General features: G+C 66.9%; 18 protein-coding genes, 2 tRNA genes and 1 pseudogene. 9 read left to right on the top strand and 12 right to left on the bottom strand.

What is annotated here, in order from left to right; all coding sequences use genetic code 11:
- Positions 1-117 (top strand): transposase domain-containing protein (locus tag BSZ14_RS17010; protein ID WP_139330359.1); only part of this gene is annotated, 117 nt, incomplete at its 5' end.
- Positions 118-338: 221 nt separating this feature from the next.
- Here BSZ14_RS17010 and BSZ14_RS17005 read toward each other — a convergent pair.
- Positions 339-414, bottom strand: a tRNA-Lys gene (locus BSZ14_RS17005).
- Positions 415-557: 143 nt separating this feature from the next.
- Positions 558-1,166, bottom strand: a complete 609-nt coding sequence (locus BSZ14_RS17000) for an NAD(P)-dependent oxidoreductase (RefSeq protein ID WP_076711821.1) — start codon at positions 1,164-1,166, stop codon at positions 558-560.
- 92 nt (positions 1,167-1,258) lie between these two features.
- Between BSZ14_RS17000 and BSZ14_RS16995 the strand changes: the two genes are divergently transcribed.
- Positions 1,259-1,624, top strand: a complete 366-nt coding sequence (locus BSZ14_RS16995) for a winged helix-turn-helix transcriptional regulator (RefSeq protein WP_042482863.1) — start codon at positions 1,259-1,261, stop codon at positions 1,622-1,624.
- Positions 1,625-1,637: 13 nt separating this feature from the next.
- On the opposite strand, the gene BSZ14_RS16990 is transcribed toward BSZ14_RS16995, so the two are convergent.
- Positions 1,638-3,077, bottom strand: a complete 1,440-nt coding sequence (locus BSZ14_RS16990; RefSeq protein ID WP_076711820.1) for an NAD-dependent succinate-semialdehyde dehydrogenase — start codon at positions 3,075-3,077, stop codon at positions 1,638-1,640.
- Positions 3,078-3,306: 229 nt separating this feature from the next.
- Between BSZ14_RS16990 and BSZ14_RS16985 the strand changes: the two genes are divergently transcribed.
- The 6 genes from BSZ14_RS16985 (at position 3,307) to BSZ14_RS16960 (ending at position 8,736) form a co-directional block, all read left to right on the top strand.
- A complete protein-coding gene (locus BSZ14_RS16985; protein ID WP_089413678.1) occupies positions 3,307-4,317 on the top strand; it encodes a sulfate ABC transporter substrate-binding protein in 1,011 nt (336 codons plus the stop codon).
- 8 nt (positions 4,318-4,325) lie between these two features.
- Complete coding sequence (gene cysT / locus BSZ14_RS16980) at positions 4,326-5,153, top strand: sulfate ABC transporter permease subunit CysT (protein ID WP_274533668.1); 828 nt, start codon at positions 4,326-4,328, stop codon at positions 5,151-5,153.
- Positions 5,150-5,995, top strand: coding sequence for a sulfate ABC transporter permease subunit CysW (cysW, locus tag BSZ14_RS16975; protein WP_042483005.1), 846 nt, complete (start codon positions 5,150-5,152; stop codon positions 5,993-5,995). The genes cysT and cysW overlap by 4 nt, the downstream gene beginning before the upstream one ends.
- Complete coding sequence (locus tag BSZ14_RS16970; protein ID WP_076711818.1) at positions 5,992-7,026, top strand: sulfate/molybdate ABC transporter ATP-binding protein; 1,035 nt, start codon at positions 5,992-5,994, stop codon at positions 7,024-7,026. The genes cysW and BSZ14_RS16970 overlap by 4 nt, the downstream gene beginning before the upstream one ends.
- 154 nt (positions 7,027-7,180) lie before the next feature.
- Positions 7,181-8,560 carry a phospholipase D-like domain-containing protein gene (locus BSZ14_RS16965; RefSeq protein WP_241823809.1) on the top strand — a complete coding sequence of 460 codons (1,380 nt, stop codon included), beginning with the start codon at positions 7,181-7,183 and terminating at the stop codon, positions 8,558-8,560.
- On the top strand, positions 8,560-8,736 hold the full coding sequence (locus tag BSZ14_RS16960) for a DUF4169 family protein (RefSeq protein ID WP_076711816.1): 177 nt from the start codon (positions 8,560-8,562) through the stop codon (positions 8,734-8,736). Before BSZ14_RS16965 ends, BSZ14_RS16960 begins: the two co-directional genes overlap by 1 nt.
- Positions 8,737-8,850: 114 nt before the next feature.
- On the opposite strand, the gene BSZ14_RS16955 is transcribed toward BSZ14_RS16960, so the two are convergent.
- The 8 genes from BSZ14_RS16955 to BSZ14_RS16920 form a co-directional block, all read right to left on the bottom strand.
- Positions 8,851-9,522: a spermidine synthase gene (locus BSZ14_RS16955; RefSeq protein ID WP_042482849.1), complete on the bottom strand. Its 672-nt coding sequence runs from the start codon at positions 9,520-9,522 to the stop codon at positions 8,851-8,853.
- A complete protein-coding gene (locus BSZ14_RS16950; RefSeq protein ID WP_042482846.1) occupies positions 9,519-9,881 on the bottom strand; it encodes a DUF6481 family protein in 363 nt (120 codons plus the stop codon). The genes BSZ14_RS16955 and BSZ14_RS16950 overlap by 4 nt, the downstream gene beginning before the upstream one ends.
- 77 nt (positions 9,882-9,958) lie before the next feature.
- Positions 9,959-10,034: transfer RNA gene (locus BSZ14_RS16945), tRNA-Lys, on the bottom strand.
- A gap of 105 nt (positions 10,035-10,139) precedes the next feature.
- The gene (gene rodA, locus BSZ14_RS16940; protein ID WP_042482843.1) at positions 10,140-11,252 is read right to left on the bottom strand and encodes a rod shape-determining protein RodA; all 1,113 of its coding nucleotides are present in this window, start codon (positions 11,250-11,252) and stop codon (positions 10,140-10,142) included.
- Positions 11,249-13,315: a penicillin-binding protein 2 gene (gene mrdA / locus BSZ14_RS16935; protein WP_076711815.1), complete on the bottom strand. Its 2,067-nt coding sequence runs from the start codon at positions 13,313-13,315 to the stop codon at positions 11,249-11,251. The genes rodA and mrdA overlap by 4 nt, the downstream gene beginning before the upstream one ends.
- Positions 13,316-13,317: 2 nt before the next feature.
- Positions 13,318-13,842, bottom strand: a complete 525-nt coding sequence (locus tag BSZ14_RS16930; RefSeq protein WP_076711814.1) for a rod shape-determining protein MreD — start codon at positions 13,840-13,842, stop codon at positions 13,318-13,320.
- Positions 13,839-14,708: a rod shape-determining protein MreC gene (gene mreC, locus BSZ14_RS16925; protein ID WP_076711813.1), complete on the bottom strand. Its 870-nt coding sequence runs from the start codon at positions 14,706-14,708 to the stop codon at positions 13,839-13,841. Before mreC ends, BSZ14_RS16930 begins: the two co-directional genes overlap by 4 nt.
- Before the next feature lie 24 nt (positions 14,709-14,732).
- Positions 14,733-15,773: a rod shape-determining protein gene (locus tag BSZ14_RS16920; RefSeq protein ID WP_042482832.1), complete on the bottom strand. Its 1,041-nt coding sequence runs from the start codon at positions 15,771-15,773 to the stop codon at positions 14,733-14,735.
- A 146-nt stretch (positions 15,774-15,919) separates the two neighbouring features.
- Between BSZ14_RS16920 and mutL the strand changes: the two genes are divergently transcribed.
- Positions 15,920-17,707, top strand: a complete 1,788-nt coding sequence (gene mutL, locus BSZ14_RS16915; RefSeq protein WP_076711812.1) for a DNA mismatch repair endonuclease MutL — start codon at positions 15,920-15,922, stop codon at positions 17,705-17,707.
- Between the two features lie 493 nt (positions 17,708-18,200).
- Here the strand turns inward: mutL and BSZ14_RS16905 are convergent.
- Positions 18,201-18,635, bottom strand: a pseudogene (locus BSZ14_RS16905) (IS5 family transposase); the annotation flags it as partial.
- Between the last annotated feature and the right edge of the window lie 123 nt (positions 18,636-18,758).

The following is an 18,758-nucleotide window of genomic DNA, read 5'->3' as shown; positions in this document are numbered from 1 at the left end:
CGCGTCGACCCACAGGCCTGGCTGACCGACACTCTCAAGCGCCTTGCGGGCGGCCACCGCATCAATGCACTCGGCGACCTCATGCCATGGGCATACGCCGCCCGCGTGGTGCGTTAACAGCGCTTACCTTCCACAAAGCTCAAGCTGAGTATGTACTCACTCGCGTTCACAGCCTTCTCCCTGTGATGACCCGTCCAACAATGATTTGCATGCCCTCACGCCGATATCCGATGGATCTTCATCAGGCACCTATGCCTTTTCAGCAAAGGTACGAAGCTGCAGCGGGAACGCAATAAAAACCATTTATGGTGTGCGCAAATTGCAATGTTGGGATATCATGGTGGACGCACTTGGGCTCGAACCAAGGACCCGCTGATTAAGAGTCAGCTGCTCTACCAACTGAGCTATGCGTCCGATGCCGGTCTGCGGCATGGCGGGGAGCCAAGTCCCCGTCTGGTGGGGCGGCTATTAGCCGGGCATGTCCGACCTGCCAAGGGGGTTTTTGACATTTTTTTGGCAGTCGAGGCCGAATATCCGGCCCCGACGGCGCAAGTCCTTCAATAACCGACCGTAAAACGTCGGCGGATGTGGTGGGGCTGCTCGATCTCATCGACCAGCGCCATGGCATAGTCCTCGAACGAGATGGTGCTGCCCTGCTCGTTCGACAGGAGCGTGTCGGTGCCCAGGCGGAAACGGCCGGTCCGCTCGCCTGGGACGAACATCGCTGAGGGAGAGAGGAAGGTCCATTCCAGATCCTCCACCTCGCGCAGCCGGTCGAGGAAGATTGCGCCTGCGCGGGCCTCGGTCTTGTATTCCTCGGGGAAGCCCGGCTGGTCGATCAGGCGCTGGCCGGGCGTGACCTCAAGGCTGCCCGCGCCACCGACGACCAGATAGCGCTTCACGCCCGACACGCGGACGGGTTCGATCAGCGTGGCCGGATCGTTCGGCGCAAACGGCAGCGAGAGGACGACCGCGTCATGTCCGCGCAGCGCCTCGGCCAGCGCATCCGGCGCGTTCACATCTCCCGAGACCGGGGTGACGCCCGGCAGGGTGGCGATCCGGTCGACGTTGCGCGCGATGGCGGTCACGGCATGGCCACGATCCGACAATTCCTTCAGGATGCGCGAGCCAGCATTGCCAGAGGCTCCGATCAGGGCGATCTTCATGGTCTTTCCTTTCCATGGTCCACTTTGTAGACCGTCGAGCTATGCAGGGCGCCGCTCCATCACAAGACGTCATTTTCGAGGGACCAGGTCACATGGATGTGACCATGGCGCTGACCGGGGAGGGCGGGTGTCCGATCCGCGACGTGCTGGACCGGATCGGCGATCAATGGAGCCTGCTCGTCCTCGCCGCGCTGGAGCCGGAGACGTTGCGCTTCAACGTGCTGCTGCGGCGGATCGGTGATGTATCGAAACAGATGCTGTCGCGTACCCTGCGGCGACTGGAGGAAGACGGCTTTGTCGAGCGGACGGTCTATGCCGAGGTGCCGCCACGCGTGGAATATAGCCTGACCGAACTGGGCCGGTCGTTCCTGGAGCCGATGCGTGCATTGATCCGCTGGGCGGATGGACATCAGCGCGAAGTGGAGGCGGCCCGCGCGGCCTATCGCGCGCGGGCCTGACCCCATTCTGTCATCAGGCGATGTGAACCGCCTTGGTTATCATATGGTTGGCGATGCCTTCGGGGCCGTCTTCCGAGCCGTACCCGCTTTCCTTGACCCCGCCGAAGGGCGCATCGCCCCAGCTGAGCCGAACGGTATTGATCGCGACCATGCCCGCCTCGATCTCGTCGGCCAGCTGGTTCTGGCGGCGGCCATTCTCGGTAAAGCAATAGGCACCCAGGCCGAAGGGCAGGCGATTGGCTTCGGCGATGGCATCCTCGGTGGTGGCGAAGGGGCGGATCAGCGCGATCGGGCCGAACGGCTCTTCATTCATCGCCTTCGCGTCGAGCGACACATCGGCAAGTACCGTGGGCGCGAAGAAGAAGCCGTCTCCGCCTTTGGCCTCGCCGCCGGTCAGCTTGCGCGCGCCGTTCCGCACGGCGTCCTCGATCATCGCGCCGATCGCCTCGGGGCGGCGGGGGTTCGCCATCGGCCCCATCTGCGTGTCGCTCGACAGGCCGTCACCGATCTTCAGCGCGGCGGCGCGCTCGGCAAAGCCCTTGGCGAAGCGCTCGTAAATCCCCTCCTGCACATGGAAACGGGTGGGCGCGACGCAGACCTGGCCCGCATTGCGGAACTTGTGCGTGACCAGCAGGTCGAGCGTCTTGTCGAGATCGCAATCGTCGAAGACCAGCACCGGGCCGTGGCCGCCCAGCTCCATGGTCGACTTCATCACCGTATCGGCGGCGAGCTTCAGCAGATGCTTGCCGACCGGCACCGACCCGGTGAAGCTGAGCTTGCGCGTGACCGGCGAGGCGAGCAGGTGGCGCGACACCGCATCGGGTACGCCGAAGACCAGCTGGGCGACGTCACCGGGCAGCCCCGCATCCTGGAAGCAGCGCATGACCGCAATGGCGCTGGCCGGGGTTTCCTCGCTGGGCTTCAGGATGACCGAGCATCCGGCGGCGATGGCGGGCGAAATCTTGCGCACCGGGTTCATGACCGGGAAATTCCACGCACAGAAGGCCGCGACCGGGCCGACCGGCTGGTGCAGCACCAGCGAGCGGGTGCCGGTGGGACGCGGCAGCACCCGGCCATAAATACGGACCGCTTCGCCCGCATGGAAATCCAGCAGCGCGGCGGTGGCGGCGACTTCGCCGCGTGCCTCGACGATCGGCTTGCCTTCCTCCAGCGTGGTGAGTCGGGCCAGTTCCTCGGCGCGCTCGCGGACCAGCGCGGCGGTGCGATGGAGGACGGCGCCACGCTCCTGCGGCGCGACTTTACGCCACTGCTCGAACCCGCGCGCGGCGGCCTCCAGCGCGCGGTCCATGTCGGCGGCGGTCGCCAGCGGCAGCTCGCCCAGCGACTGGCCGGTCGCCGGGTTCAGCACGTCCTGGGTGTCGCGCCCCTGCGGCCCCAGCCACTCGCCGCCGATGTAAAGGCCGGTTTTTACGTCAAGCTGCTGGGCGGTCATAGGCGTCCTTTCGGAAGGGGTAAGGGGGGTGAATGCGGGCCGGAGATCGGTCTTGTCCGCTGCCGATACAAGGCCGCGAAGGGCCGAAACGGGCTTCTGTCAGGATCGAGGGAGCAAAAGCAGGGCTTTGTGCGTCCCAAGCTTTACGGCATTTCCTATCGGGGGGATCGAGATAGGTTACGCGCCGAAACGAAAGGGACGGGTCCAGATGCGAGCACCATTTCCGGCCATGATGGCCGCGTTGATGATCGGTACGATCGGTCTGGCCGGCTGTTCGGGGGGCGGCAATGGCAAGGGCTCGGTCGAGCTGCTGAACGTCAGCTATGATCCGACGCGCGAGCTGTACAAGGATATCAACGCCGCCTTCGCCAGGGACTATCAGGCCAAGACCGGCAAGACGGTGTCGTTCCGGATGAGCCATGGCGGTTCGGGCAAACAGTCGCGCTCGGTGATCGACGGGCTGTCGGCCGATGTGGTGACGCTGGCGCTGGCCTATGACATCGATGCCATCGCCGAGCGGGCCAAGCTGCTGCCTGCCAACTGGCAGAGCCGTCTGCCCGACAATAGCGCGCCTTATACCTCGACCATCGTGTTCCTGGTCCGCAAGGGCAATCCCAAGGGCATTCGCGACTGGGCCGATCTGGTGAAGCCGGGCGTGCAGGTCATCACCCCCAGTCCGAAGACCAGCGGCGGCGCGCGGTGGAATTTCCTGGCGGCCTGGGCTTACGGCAAGAAGGCGGGCGGTTCGGATGCGGCGGCGCAGAAATATGTCGCCGACCTTTATGGCCATGTGCCCGTGCTGGACTCCGGCGCACGCGGGGCGACGACGACCTTTGTCGAGCGAGGGCTGGGCGATGTTCTGATCGCCTGGGAGAATGAAGCCTTGCTGTCCGAAAAGGAGCTGGGTGCGGGCAAGTTCGATATCGTCGTGCCCTCCATCTCGATCCTTGCCGAGCCGCCGGTCGCGGTGGTCGACGCCAATGCCAAGGCGCATGGCACGGAACAGGTCGCGACCGACTATCTGAAGTTCCTCTATACGCCCGAGGGGCAGGAGATCGTCGCGCGCAACTTCTATCGCCCGCGCGACCAGGCGGTGCTGGCCAAGCACGCCGCGACCTTCCCCAAGCTGGACATGGTGACGATCCAGGATTTCGGCGGCTGGGGCGCGGCGCAGAAGCGGTTCTTCGCGGATGGCGGAGTGTTCGACGCCATCTATGGCGGTCAGGCCAAGCGGCGCTGATCGCGGTGGTGCGGACGAAGCGCCGCTCGGCGCTGCCGGGGTTCGGCCTGACCATGGGCATGACCATCTTCTGGCTGGGGCTGGTCGTGCTGGTCCCCTTGTCGGCGCTCGTCATCCGGGCCGCGGGCATGGGCTGGGACGGCTTTGCCGAGGTCGGGCTGTCGCCGCGCGCGCTGGCCGCCTATCGCCTGAGCTTCGGGGCGGCGCTGGCGGCGGCGGCGATCAATGCGGTGTTCGGGCTGCTGATCGCCTGGATCCTCGTCCGCTATGAGTTTCCGGGCAAGAAGCTGATCGACGCGGCGGTGGACCTGCCCTTTGCGCTGCCGACGGCGGTGGCGGGTATCGCCCTGGTGTCGCTCTATTCGGAAAATGGTTGGGTCGGGTCGCTGCTCACGCCGCTTGGGATCAAGGTCGCCTATACGCCCCTGGGTGTGACCATTGCCCTTGTTTTCATCGGCTTGCCGTTCATTGTTCGTTCGGTCCAACCGGTGCTCGCCGATCTGGGGCGCGACGTCGAGGAGGCCGCCGCGACGCTGGGCGCCTCCCGCGCGCAGACCTTTGGCCGGGTGATCCTGCCCGCGATCGCGCCAGCCCTGCTGACCGGCTTTGCGCTCGCCTTTGCCCGCGGCGTGGGAGAATATGGCTCGATCATCTTCATCGCGGGCAACATGCCCTTCAAGTCGGAGATCGCGCCGCTGTTGATCATCACCCAGCTGGAACAGTTCGACTATGACGGCGCGACGGCCATCGCCTGCGTGATGCTGGTCCTGTCCTTTGCGATGCTGTTGTTCGTAAACCTCCTCCAGGCGTGGCGCGCCAAGCGAGGGACGCGATGAGCGCCTCAAACCCCACCACCATCGAGAGCCCCTGGGCGCGGCGGGCGCTGATCGGCGTCGGCTTTCTCTTTTTGGCCTTGTTCCTGTTCCTGCCGCTGGTCATGGTCTTTGCAGGGGCTCTTGCGAAGGGATGGAAGGTTTTCCTCGACGCTTTGGTCGACCCGGATGCGCTGGCGGCGATCCGCCTGACCCTGCTCGTCGCGGCTATCTCGGTGCCGATCAATGCCGTGTTCGGAGTTGCCGCCTCCTGGGCGATCGCAAAGTTCGATTTTCGCGGAAAAAGCCTGCTCATCTCGCTGATCGATCTGCCTTTTTCCGTCTCGCCGGTGGTGTCGGGCCTGATCTTCGTCCTGCTGTTCGGGGCGCAGGGCTGGCTTGGTCCATGGCTGACCGCGCATGGCGTGCGGATCATCTTCGCGGTGCCCGGCATCGTGCTGGCGACCGTCTTCGTGACCTTCCCCTTCGTCGCGCGCGAGCTGATCCCGCTGATGGCGGAGCAGGGGCGCGACGATGAGGAAGCGGCGCGGTCGCTGGGGGCGAGCGGGTGGCAGACCTTCTGGCATGTCACGCTGCCCAATATCCGCTGGGGCCTGCTCTACGGGGTGCTGCTGTGCAACGCCCGCGCGATGGGCGAATTCGGCGCGGTATCGGTCGTGTCGGGGCATATCCGGGGGCTGACCAACACCATGCCGCTGCATGTCGAAATCCTGTACAATGAATATGACTTTGTCGGCGCGTTCGCGGTGGCGTCTCTGCTCGCCTCGCTCGCGCTGGTGACCTTGGGAGTGAAGACCGTGCTGGAATGGCGTTTCGGCATCCACCGGGCGGGAGCCGCGCATTGAGCATCGTCGTCGACAATATCTCCCGCCGCTTCGGCGGGTTCACCGCGCTGGACCACGTGACGCTGGAAACCAAGCCGGGCGAGTTCCTGGCGCTGCTTGGACCGTCCGGTTCGGGCAAGACCACGCTCCTCCGGACCATCGCCGGGCTGGACTTCGCCGATGAGGGTCATGTCCTGTTCGATGGACAGGACATGACCGGCACCCCCGCCGCCGAACGGCGGATCGGTTTCGTGTTCCAGAATTACGCGCTGTTCCGCCACATGACGGTCGCCGACAACATCGCCTTCGGCCTGACGGTGCGCAAGCGGCGTGACCGGCCCGCCAAGGCGGCGATCGCGGCCAAGGTCGTCGAACTGCTCGAACTGATCCAGCTGCCGCAACTGGGCGACCGTTACCCGGCGCAGCTGTCGGGCGGCCAGCGTCAGCGTGTGGCACTGGCCCGTGCGCTGGCGATCGAGCCGCGCCTGTTGCTGCTCGACGAACCCTTCGGCGCGCTGGATGCACAGGTGCGCAAGGACCTGCGCGGCTGGCTGCGGCGTATCCATGACGAGACGGGGCTGACCTCGATCTTCGTGACGCATGACCAGGAGGAGGCGCTGGAGATCGCCGACCGCATCGTCGTGATGCGCGGCGGCGTGATCGAGCAGATCGGCACCCCCGCCGAGGTGCAGAGCGCGCCCGCCACCGCCTTCGTGTCGTCCTTCATCGGCGAGACCAACCGGCTGCCCGTGACGCGTCGGGACGGCGTGGCGATCATCGGCGACGGGTTGGCGACCATGTCCGACGAAGCACGCGGGCAGGGCGAGGGCGAAATCCATATCCGGCCGCACGATGTCGAGCTGGCCGAGCCGGGCGCGGCCGATGCGTTGCCCGTCACGGTGCTGGCGAGCCGGCCTGTCGGCCGGTCCCGCCGGATCACGGCCCAGCTTGCCGGGGCGGCCGAGCCGCTGACCTTCGACTTGCCCGTCGCGGTGGACGCGGCTGCCGGTCAGTCCCTGTCGATCCGCCCGGTTCGCTACCGCATTTTCTGATCCCTTTTCGTCTCCAATTCCCTGACCTTTTGCGGGCATTGGCCGTTTGGGCATTTGCCAGCGCCTGGTCGTCCGGGCATGACGCGGGCGTCAATAGGGGAGATCGTCGTTGAAGGTCGGACAGGAATGCTGGCGGATCGAGCAGGCCGATCGCATGGCGGTCATCGTCGATGCGGAGGAATATTTCCGCAAGGCCCGCCGCGCGATGCTGAATGCGCGGCGGCAGATCCTGTTGATCGGTTGGGACTTCGACGCACGTATCGTCCTCGACCATGACGAGGCGCCGGGTGAGACGGTCGGCGATTTCATCTATTCACTCGTCCAGCGCCAGCCCGAGCTGGAGATTTTCCTGCTCCGCTGGGATACCGGCGCGATCAAGTCTTTGTTCCGGGGGCGGACCTTCTTCACCGTCCTGAAGTGGATGGCGCACAAGCGTATCCATACGAAGCTGGACGGCCATCATCCGATCGCCGCCTCGCATCACCAGAAGATCGTCATCATCGACGACCAGCTCGCTTTTTGCGGTGGCATCGACATGACCAGCGAGCGCTGGGACACGCGCGAACACCGCGACGACGATCCCGGTCGCAAGCGCCCCGGCGGCCAGCCCTACAAGCCATGGCACGACGCGATCAGCGCGGTGGAGGGGCCGGTGACGCACGCGCTGGGCGAGCTGTTCCGCGAGCGTTGGCATGCGGCGGGCGGCAAGCCGATGGGGCCTGCCGTGCCGGGGGCAAGCTGCTGGCCGGAAGGACTGGAGCCCGACTTCACCAACCAGCCGGTCGCCATCGCCCGCACCATGCCGGAGATGGACGACCAGGCGCCGGTCCACGAGAATGAGGCGTTGTTCCTCGCCCAGATCGCTCGGGCCGAGCGGTATGTTTATATCGAGAGCCAGTATTTCGCCTCGCGCCGGGTGGCCGAGGCGATCGCCCGGCGACTGGACGAAGAGAATGGCCCGGAATTCGTCATCATCAATCCGCTGACCGCGCAAGGCTGGCTGGAGCCCATCGCGATGGACACCGCCCGTGCCCGGCTGGTCGAGGCGTTGCGGCGGCGGGACCGGCATGGGCGGCTGCGGCTCTATCATCCCTTCACCGCCGGGGGCGAGGCGATCTATTGCCATGCCAAGATCCTGATCTCCGACGACCAGGTCTTCCGGCTCGGCTCGTCCAACCTGAACAACCGATCCATGCGGCTGGACACCGAATGCGACCTGGCGATCGCGGTCGAGGCGGAAAGTGCGGCAGGACAGCGGATCGCGGCGATTCGAGACGACCTACTGGGCGAGCATCTGGGCATCGCGCCCAGGCTGGTCGGCGACACCGTCGCCCGCACTGGCTCGCTGATCGCCGCGGTCGAGGCGCTGCGTGGGCAGGGGGGACGGAGCCTGCGGCCCTATGAGGTGCCGGACCTGTCGAGCGTCGAGGAATGGCTGGCCGACAACGAAGTGCTCGACCCCGAAGGGCCGGACGAGATGTTCGAGGCGTTCAGCCAGCGCAAGGGGCTGTTCCGGCGGCTGCGGCGGCGCTGATGGGTGAGGTCGTCAACTTCCGTCAGGCGCGCAAGGGGCTGGCTCGCAAACAGGCCGAGCAGCAGGCGGCGGAGAACCGTGCGCGGTTCGGACGGAGCAAGGCTGAGAAGCAGCGGGATGCTGCCGAGCAGGAGCGGATTCGTAAAAAACTCGACGGGGCCAAGCGGGAGGATTGACCCGCCAATACCCTCACCCTTCCGGCGCTTCGCGCCTCCCTCCCTCTCCCGATGGGAGAGGGAAGGGGCCCGCCCGCGTTAGCGGGTGGGAAGGGTGAGGGTGGCGGTATGCTCTTACCGCGGCGTCGCGAACCAGATGGTATGCGTGGCGCCCTTGCCGTTCTCGCGGGCGCGGACCTTCACCTCATCGACCAGGAACCCCGCCCGCGACAGCCGCCGGGTAAAGACCGGGTCGGGTGCGGCCGACCAGATGGCCAGCACGCCGCCGGGACGCAGTGCGACCCGCGCCTCGTCCAGTCCCCGGTTCGAATAGAGCCCGTCATTGGCCGGGCGGGTCAGCCCGTCGGGGCCATTGTCGACGTCGAGCAGGATCGCGTCATACGTCCCGCGCCCCGCGTAGATGGCGTTGCCGACATCGCCCATGGCCAGCGTGACGCGGGGATCGTCCAGGCATCCGGCGGTCAGCTCGACCATCGGTCCGCGTGCCCATTCGATGATGCCGGGCACCAGCTCCGCCACGGTCACCCGCGCATCGCGGCCCAGCCGGGCGAGCACGGCACGCAGCGTAAAGCCCATGCCATAGCCCCCGATCAGCAGGTGCGGCGCATTGCGCCCGCCCAGCCGGTCACAGGTCATCGTGCCCAGCGCCACTTCCGAGCCGCTCATCCGCGTGCTCATCAGCTCGTTGCGGTCGAGCACGATCATGAAGTCCTTGCCCCGGCGGAACAGCCGCAGGGGCTCGCCGCCCGGCACCTCGGCGATGCCCAGCAGCTCGCGCGGGGTCACTTGCCCTGACGCGCCTTGCGAGCGGCGTAGCGGGCGTCACGCGCCGCCTTCAGCTCGGCGGCCGTCGGGACCACCGGCGGGCGGGCTGCGGCGGCAGCGGCCTCTGCGGCGGCGTCCGCTTCGGCCTTCGCCTTGGCGCGGGCTTCCTCGCGGGCGGCCTTTTCCTGCTCGATCGCGGCCTTGTGGGCGGCGCGGCGCTCGGCCTCGGCGGCTTCCTTGGCCGCGCGCGCGGCGGCGCGGGCGGCGACGACCTCGGGGTCGGGCGCGGCCTTGTTGCGCAGCTTTTCCAGCGCAGCCGCCTTGGCGTCGCGCGAAGCCGATGCACGATCGGCGAAACCGGGAACCTTATATCCTGCCATCAATCATCTATCCCGTTGGGGGCCGGACGGCCCCATAGCACAACGGCCCCGCATCGCTGCAGAGCCGTTGAAGAAACTGGTGGACGCACTTGGGCTCGAACCAAGGACCCGCTGATTAAGAGTCAGCTGCTCTACCAACTGAGCTATGCGTCCGTTCGTCACGCTCATCAGGCCGTCCGGCGGCCCGCCTCGTGATCGGGAGGCGCGCCTTTAGCAGGCCTGTGCCGCTTTGCAAATGCTTTTTGCGGATTATTTGCCTTACCAGCGCGCGGGGCGACGATTTTCACGGTCGATCGCCATCAATATGCCCAGGCACAACAGCACCGTCATCTGCGACGATCCGCCATAGCTGACCAGGGGCAGGGGGATGCCGACCACGGGTGCCAGCCCCATGACCATCATCAGGTTGACCATGACATAGATGAAGATGGTGGTCGACAACCCCGCCGCTGCCAGCCGGGCAAAGCGCGTCTGCGCAGCTTGCGCGACGTTCAGGCCCCAGCGGATGACGAGGATGAAGGCCAGGATCAGCAGGCAGCCGCCGACCAGCCCCCATTCTTCGGCCATGGTCGCGAAGACGAAGTCGGTGTGCCCCTCCGGCAGATAGTCGAGATGACTCTGGGTGCCGTTCAGAAACCCCTTGCCCCAGATGCCGCCCGATCCGATCGCGATCTTGGACTGGCTGATATGATAGCCGGTGCCCAGTGGATCGCTTTCCGGGTTCATGAAGATCAGCACGCGGTTGCGTTGATAATCGTGCAGCAGGAAGTTCACCGCCAGCGGCGCCGCGACCGCCAGCGCCATCGCCCCGCCGATGAATAGGCGCAGCGGCACGCCCGCGAGGAACATGACCGTCGCACCGCCCGCGCAGATCATCAGCGCGGTGCCGAGGTCGGGCTGCTTCATTACGAGCGCGGCGGGCACCGCGATCATCGCCGCGACGGGCCATATGCCGGAGAAGCGCCGTGTCTCGGCCGGGGGCATCAGTTCATAGAAGCGCGCCGCACCCAGCACGATGAACAGCTTCATCAACTCGGACGGCTGGAGCCGGATAAAGCCTACGTCCAGCCATCGCTGGCTGCCCCCGCGCACCGCGCCGAGCAGCTCGACCAGCACCAGCGCGACCACCAGCACCAGATAGCCCGGCATCGCGATCCGCCGCCACAGGTCGAGCGGCAGGCGGGACAGCACCAGCGACCCCGCCAGCAGGACGAAGAAGCGCACGCCCTGCGGCTTGGCCCAGGGGGTCAGCGATCCGCCCGCCGCCGAATAGAGGACGACCAGGCCGAAACAGCCGATCGCGGTGACCAGCAGGATCACGCGCCATGGCAATTGCGCGATGGGTTCGGGGATGATGCGGGGGCCGCTCATGGATTGGGGTCGCCTGCATCCTCGGGATCGGCTTCGCGTGTCGCCATCGCCTCGGCCTGCGCGTCGGAGACGTTGGTCGCGGCTTCGACCGCCGGTGCGTCGGTCGCCGCGCCCGCATCGGTCTTGGTCGCGGCGGCGGCGGGCTGGGGAGAGTGCGCCGCGCGATAAGCGGCTTCCTCGGCGCGCATCCGGGTGTTGATGTCACCGCCCCAGGTCTGCTCGCCTTCCGCCAGCGACGCCAATGCCCGGTCGCGATCGAACAAATAGGTCATGATGTCGCGCCCGATCAGCGGCGCGTCGAGATTGCGCACGGTATGGCCGTTATGCTCGAGCACGACGGCCGCCGCATAACGCGGATTGTCGGCGGGCGCGAAGCAGACGAGCAGCGCGTGGTCGCGCAGCTTGAAGGGCAATTGCCCGTTCTTGAGAACGCCCATGCGCCGCTCGGCCATGGTGATGCGGCGGACCTGCGCGGTGCCGGTCTTGGCCGCCAGGCTGACCCCGGGCACCAGCATCCGCGCCGCGCCGCCGGTGCCGCCCTGGTTGACCACGCCGAACATGGCGTCGCGCACTACCGCCAGATGCTCGGAGGCGACGGGCAAAGCGGGGGCATCGAGATGAACCTGATGCGCCAGCATGCTGGGCTGGAGATGCCGTCCCGACGCCAGCCGCGCCGCCATCACCGCCAGCTGGAGCGGATTGGCCAGCACATAGCCCTGCCCGATCGACGCGTTGAGACCGTCGGCGACGGTCCATTTCGTCTTGTATTTCCTGAGCTTCCACGCCGCATCGGGCACGGTGCCGTAACGCTGGGTGCTGAGCGGCAGGTCGAATTTCTGTCCCAGCCCGACCATGCGCGCGATCGGCGCGATGCTGCCATAGCCCATGCGCCGGATCATCTCGTAGAAATAGATGTCGCAGCTCTGTTCGATCGCACCCTTCAGGTTGAGTGCGCCGTGCCCGCCCCGCTTGTGGCAGTGGAAGACGCCGGTGCCGACCCGCATCGCGCCGGTGCAGAGCACGCGGTCGTTCGCGCCGACGCCCGCTTCCAGCAGCGCCAGGCCGTTCATCGGCTTGACGGTCGAACCGGGGGGATAAAGGCCCTGCGTCACCTTGTTCATCAAGGGCACATGGTCGTTTTCCGACAGCATCGACCATTCCAGATGGCTGATCCCGTCCGAAAAGCTGTTGGGGTCATAGGCGGGCATCGACACCATCGCCAACGTCTCGCCCGTACGGCAGTCGAGCACCACCGCCGACCCCGAATTGGTGCCCAGACGGCGCGCGGCATATTCCTGCAGCCCCGCATCGATGGTCAGGCGGATATTCTTGCCGGGCGTGTCGGGCCGTGTGGCGAGTTCGGCCACGACCTTGCCCCGCGCGGTCACTTCGACCCGCTTGGCGCCGGGCTTGCCGCGCAGATACGGCTCCAGCATCTTTTCCAGCCCGTCCTTGCCCAGCTTGAAGCCGGGGGTGACGAGCAACTGATCATGCGTCGCCTTGAACTGTTCGGCGGTCGGCGTGCCGACATAGCCGGTCAGATGCGCGACGGCTGGGCCAGCCGGATAGAAACGCGCAAAGCCGCGCGTCGGCTGCACGCCGGGCAGTTCGGGCAGGCGGACGCTGACCGCCGCGAAGCGCTCCCAATCGAGCCGCTCGGCGACCTGGACCGGCTGGAACCCGGCGGCATGTTCCAGGTCAAGGCGGATGCGGTTCATCGCCTCGTCGTCCAGTTTCAGGATCCGGCGGAGAAGCTCCAGCACCCGGTCCTTGTCTTCCAGCCGGTCGGGGATGATGTCGACGCGGAAGTCGGTCCGGTTGTTGGCGATGGGCACGCCGTACCGGTCGATCAGCCAGCCGCGACGCGGCGGGATCATCGTCGTGTTGACGCGGTTGCTCTCGGAGAGAAGGTTGTACTTCTCGTTCTGCGCGATCGACAGCCACGCCATCCGCCCGGCCAGCAACAGCCCGACGCCCGCCTGTGCCGTGCCCAGCACGAAGGCGCGGCGCGAAAAGCTATAGGCCTGCGCGGCCTCGGTCATGATCCGGCCGGGGCGATCCATGCTCAGGCCCCTACCTCATTCCGGCCGCGTTTGCGATCGATCCACGCGACCAGCCTCGTGGCCATCGGGAACAGCAGGATGGTGATCGCGATCTGCAGGACCAGCGGCGCATCGACCTGCGCGCCGACCGGCACGGCCAGGAAACGCCCCGCGATCAGGCAGAAGGTGATGGCGCCGCTGGCGATCAGCCAATCCTGCCAGAAGTCTCGGAACACCAGCCGATGCTCGAACAGGTCGATCGCGAGCGAGGTCAGCGACCAGAGGAGCACGGCGGAACCGAGCGGTTGCCCCGATACCAGATCGTCGAACAGCCCAAGCGGCGCGGCGGCCCACAGGCGCAGTGCGAAACGCGCGACCAGCCGCCAGGCGAGCAGCATCAGCAGGCCCATCGGCGGCTGCAACGGGACGATCGCCACCACCGGCACGATGGCGGTCAGCGAACCGGCCATCACGGTCAGCCACGGCAGCGCACGGGCGCGGGCGGGGGGCAGTCCGGGGTCGAAGGGGTTATAGGTGTCGAGGGTCACGGCCGGGGTGCTGGCGCTGATGGCGGCATCGGCATGAAGGCGCGCTGAACGATCGCGAAATCCAGCGTGTCGGGATGGATGAAAGGTCGCGCCACCGCCACGTCGCCGCCATCGGTGCGGACGCGGGCGACCGGGATATTGGGGGCATAGAGCCCGCCGGTGCCCGATGTCACGAACAGGTCACCCTTGCCCAGCCGTACATTGGTCGCCACCGACCGGACGTCGAGCGTCCCGTCGCCACGCCCGACCGCGATGGCGGGCATACCGTCCCGGGTGCGCCGTACCGGCACGATGCTCTCGGGGTCGGTCAGCAGCAGGATGCGGGCCGCCGCGGGCCCCGACTCGGTCACGCGTCCGATCAGCCCTTCCGGTCCGCGCACCGCCATGCCGGGTTCCACGCCCTGCCAGCGGCCTGCGTTGAGCAGCGCGAAGCGGCGGCCGCTGGCCCCGGTCGAACTGACCAGCCGCGCGGTCACGACGGTATCGGGTGTGCGGTCGCGCACCGCCAGCAACCGGCGCAGGCGGCGGTTGTCCTGGGCGATGGTCCGCGCCGTCAGCAGGACCTTGCGCGACTGTTCGAGTTCGGCGCGCAGCCGGTCATTTTCGGAATGGACGAAGAAATAATGGCCGATCGTGTCGGGCACGCCGCTGATCGCGTCCCCGATCGCCACGAACGTGCCGGAGATGGGCGCGGTCACGCTGCCCAGCGTCATGCGCAGGGCGGCAAAGGCGGGCGGGTTGAAGGTCGATGCGACAAGCAGCACCGCACCCACCACCGCACCCGCCACCGCGAGCACATAGGCCAGGAAAGCTCCATATTGCCGCCGTCGCGAGAAACCGGTGCGACGGTCGCGGGCGGGCGCCATGCGCCGGTCCCCTTATGCTGGAGGTTAGCCGTTCAGCAGGACGCCGCGATACATCGGGTCTTCCAGCGCGCGGCCGGTGCCCAGCGCGACGCAGGTCAGCGGATCCTCCGCCACCGTCACCGGCAGACCCGTCTCGTCGCGCAGCACCTCGTCCAGCCCTTCCAGAAGCGCGCCGCCGCCGGTCAGGACGATGCCTTGGTCGACGATATCGGCGGCCAGTTCGGGCGCGGTGTTCTCCAGGGCGACACGGACGCCCTCGACGATGGTCGCGACCGGCTCGGACAGCGCCTCGGCGATCTGGCCCTGGTTGATCTGGATTTCCTTGGGCACCCCGTTGACGAGGTCGCGGCCCTTGATCTGGATGGTCACGCCGATACCGTCCGCCGGGGGACGCGCGATGCCGACTTCCTGCTTGATCCGCTCGGCGGTGGCTTCGCCGATCAGCAGATTATGGTTGCGGCGCACATAGGATACGATGGACTCGTCCATCTTGTCGCCGCCGACGCGCACGCTCGTGGTATAGGCCAGGCCGCGCAAGCTCAGCACGGCGACTTCGGTCGTGCCGCCGCCGATATCGACGACCATCGAGCCGATCGGCTCGGTCACGGGCATGTCGGCGCCGATCGCGGCCGCCATCGGCTCCTCGATCAGGAAGACCTGGCTCGCGCCCGCGTTCGAGGCGGCGTCGCGGATCGCGCGGCGTTCCACCTTGGTCGAACCCGAGGGCACGCAGATCACGATCTCGGGCCAGCGCGCGAACTTGCGCGGGCCATGGACCTTCAGGATGAAGTGCTTGATCATCTGCTCGGCGACGTCGATGTCCGCGATCACGCCGTCGCGAAGCGGGCGGATCGCCTCGATATTGCCGGGGGTCTTGCCCATCATCAGCTTGGCGTCGTCGCCGACCGCCTTGACCCGCTTGATGCCGTTGATCGTCTCGACCGCGACGACGGACGGCTCGTTCAGCACGATGCCGCGTCCGCGGACATAGACCACGGTGTTCGCGGTGCCGAGGTCGATCGCCATGTCTTGCGACATGAATTTCAAGAAGCGGGGGAGGGGCATCGAAGCTTTCGTTCCATCTATGGACCGGGTGGGCGTGGACTCATATCCCGAACCGCCGCCAAGAGCCGTCCCAAGAGCCTTCAAAGGCACCTGCACCGTCATTTGCGGGGTCGCGGGATGCCGTCGCTTGGGCTAGGGTTTGCCGCATGTCAATACGGCGCCTGCCTCCCCATCTCGTCAATCGTATCGCGGCCGGTGAAGTGGTGGAAAGGCCCGCCAGTGCGTTGAAGGAACTGGTCGAAAATTCCATCGATGCGGGCGCGACCCGGATCGCCGTGGCGATCGGTCAGGGGGGCATCGGCCGGATCGAGGTGGCCGATGACGGTTGCGGCATGTCGGCCGGGGACATGGCGCTGGCGCTGGAGCGGCACTGCACTTCCAAGCTGCCGGACGAGGCGATCGAATCGGTCGTAACCCTCGGATTTCGCGGCGAAGCTCTCCCCTCCATCGCCAGCGTCGCGCGGGTGACGATCGAGAGTCGCCCGGCGGGCCGCGACGGCTGGAGTCGGGTCGTCGACAATGGCGAGGTGCTGCGCGACGGCCCCGCCGCCGTGCCGCCGGGCACCCGCATCGTGGTCGAGGACCTGTTCGCGCGCGTGCCCGCACGCCGCAAGTTCCTGCGCTCCCCACGCTCGGAATATGCCGCCTGTCTCGACATGGTGCGCCGCCTGGCGATGGCGCGGCCCGATATCGCCTTCACGCTGGAGCATGACGGTCGCCGCGTGTTGACCGTGCCGGGGGGCGAGGAGCGGCCGGGGCGCGTCGCGGGTCTGACCGACCGCGCGCTGGCGGAGAATTCGGTCGCAATCGACTGGGTTCGCGATGCCGTGAGCCTGGGCGGCGTTGCCGGGCTGCCCACGTTCAACCGGGGGATCGCCGACCACCAATATCTGTTCGTCAACGGCCGACCGGTCCGCGATCGCCTGTTAATGGGCGCGATCCGAGGGGCTTATGCCGAGATGCTGCCACGCGATCGCCACGCGGTCGTCGCGCTGTTCCTCGACATGCCGCCCTCGGAAGTCGATGTGAACGTCCACCCCGCCAAGACCGAGGTCCGCTTTCGCGATCCGGCGCTGATCCGGGGCATGATCGTCTCGGGCCTGCGCCGCGCGCTGGACGAAGCCGGCCATCGCAGCGTGCAGCGCCCGCCGGACTCGGCGCTGGCCATGTGGCAGACGGAGAGCGTGTCGGCCCCGTTGACGGGCGCGCCGGTCGCCGATGACTGGGCATCGTCTGCGCCAGAGGCCCGGGTGATGGAGCGCCAGTCTCTGTTCGCGCCGCGCCCTGGCTTTGCCGCCCCGCCGCCGCTCGCCCGTGCCGAAGCGGCCTTCGCGGCCCCGCCGGAGGTCCGCCAATATCCGATGGGCGTCGCACGGGGGCAGGTCGCCAAGACCTATATCGTCGCCGAGGCCGAGGACGGGCTCGTCCTGGTCGACCAGCACGCCGCACATGAACGGCTGGTATTGGAACGGATGCGTGCCGCGCTGACCGGCGGGCGGGTGGCGTCACAGGCGATGCTGATCCCCGAAGTCGTCGAATTGGACGAACCCGCCTGCGACCGGCTGGAGGCGCGTGCCGAGGAGCTGGCCGAGTTCGGCCTCGACCTGGAACGCTTCGGCCCGACCGCGATGCTGGTCCGCTCCACCCCCGCGCTATTGGGGCAGAGCGATCCCAAGGGGCTGGTCAGCGATCTCGCCGACGAACTGGCCGCCTTCGACCAGGCGCTGTCCTTGCGCGAACGGCTGGACCATGTCGCCGCGACCATGGCCTGTCACGGCTCGGTCCGCGCGGGTCGCATCCTGTCCGTCGCCGAGATGAACGCACTCCTCCGCGAGATGGAAGTCACCCCGCACTCCGGCCAGTGCAACCATGGCCGCCCGACCTGGGTGAAGTTGCAGCATGGCGATATCGAAAAGCTGTTCGGGCGGAAGTAGTCGGCGACCTCGAGAACAGGGGGGGGCAGCAACGCGGTCGGGGCCAGAGAGCCAGGGCTATCGGCGTCGAAGCGGCAGAAGGAACCGGATGCCCCAGGCCAGGCAACTATAAAACAGGCCGTTTGCGATCGGAATCGCCGGGTCGGGCCATTGATCGGCCATCAATATGGCTGGTGCCATGATCATGGCTATGCGCGCGCCGTCGTCGAACGACACGTGCATAATCAAGATAGAAAGGGCGAACGGAGCCGAAGCGCCGATTGCGAAGGCGCCTATCACCACCGTCGTAGCGGATACGCGCCTTATCGGATTCTCCCTTCGCCGCCCACCGTCTGGGAAGGCTATAGCTCCCCGCCTTCATGGAAAGTCGATAGCCGTCGTTCCGCCGCCACTCGCAGGGCATGCCATCCGCGCTGGCCTCCATGAGGCAGGATCTGAAAAGGTCACCGATTGGGTTAAATTTTGCCTGATCTACGCTAGGCGGCGTCTGCATTTAGCGTAACCAGATCATGGCGCATGCGAGGTGGACGAAGCCCATGAAGGCGGAGATGGTCTTCTCACAGCGCAGGGCGATGCGCCGGAAGCGTTTGAGCTTGTTGAAGAAGCACTCGACCTGATGGCGCTCTTTGTAGAGCCGCCAGTCGATGGCGGGCTTGCCGGTCCGGCTGGGATTGGCCTTGATATGCGCGGTGGCACCGAGATCGTCGGCGATGAAGGTGCGTAGCGGATCGGCGTCGTAGGCGGCATCGGCAATGACGTGACCGACGCCCTTCAAGCCTGCCAGCAACGTCTCGGCCTGCGGGCGGTCGCCCCATTGTCCGGGCGTTGGATGGATACAGATCGGCAGGCCGATGGCGTCGACAGCGGCATGCAATTTGGTCGTCAGGCCACCGCGGGACCGGCCGATCGCGGCAGCCTCAGCCCCCCTTTATGGATGGCCCGCCCCTAAACCGAACCGTTGTTATCGCACGACAGCGGGTCGTTTGAGGAAGGAGCCAAGGTCATGGACGTATCGGTTCTCGGGATCGATCTGGGCAAGAACAGCTGCAGC

The sequence above is a fragment of the Sphingomonas sp. Sph1(2015) genome (assembly GCF_001970915.1).
Taxonomy (GTDB): domain Bacteria; phylum Pseudomonadota; class Alphaproteobacteria; order Sphingomonadales; family Sphingomonadaceae; genus Sphingomonas; species Sphingomonas parapaucimobilis.
The sequence above is the reverse complement of the archived record's forward strand: the minus strand, read 5'-3'. Positions and strand labels throughout refer to the sequence as shown.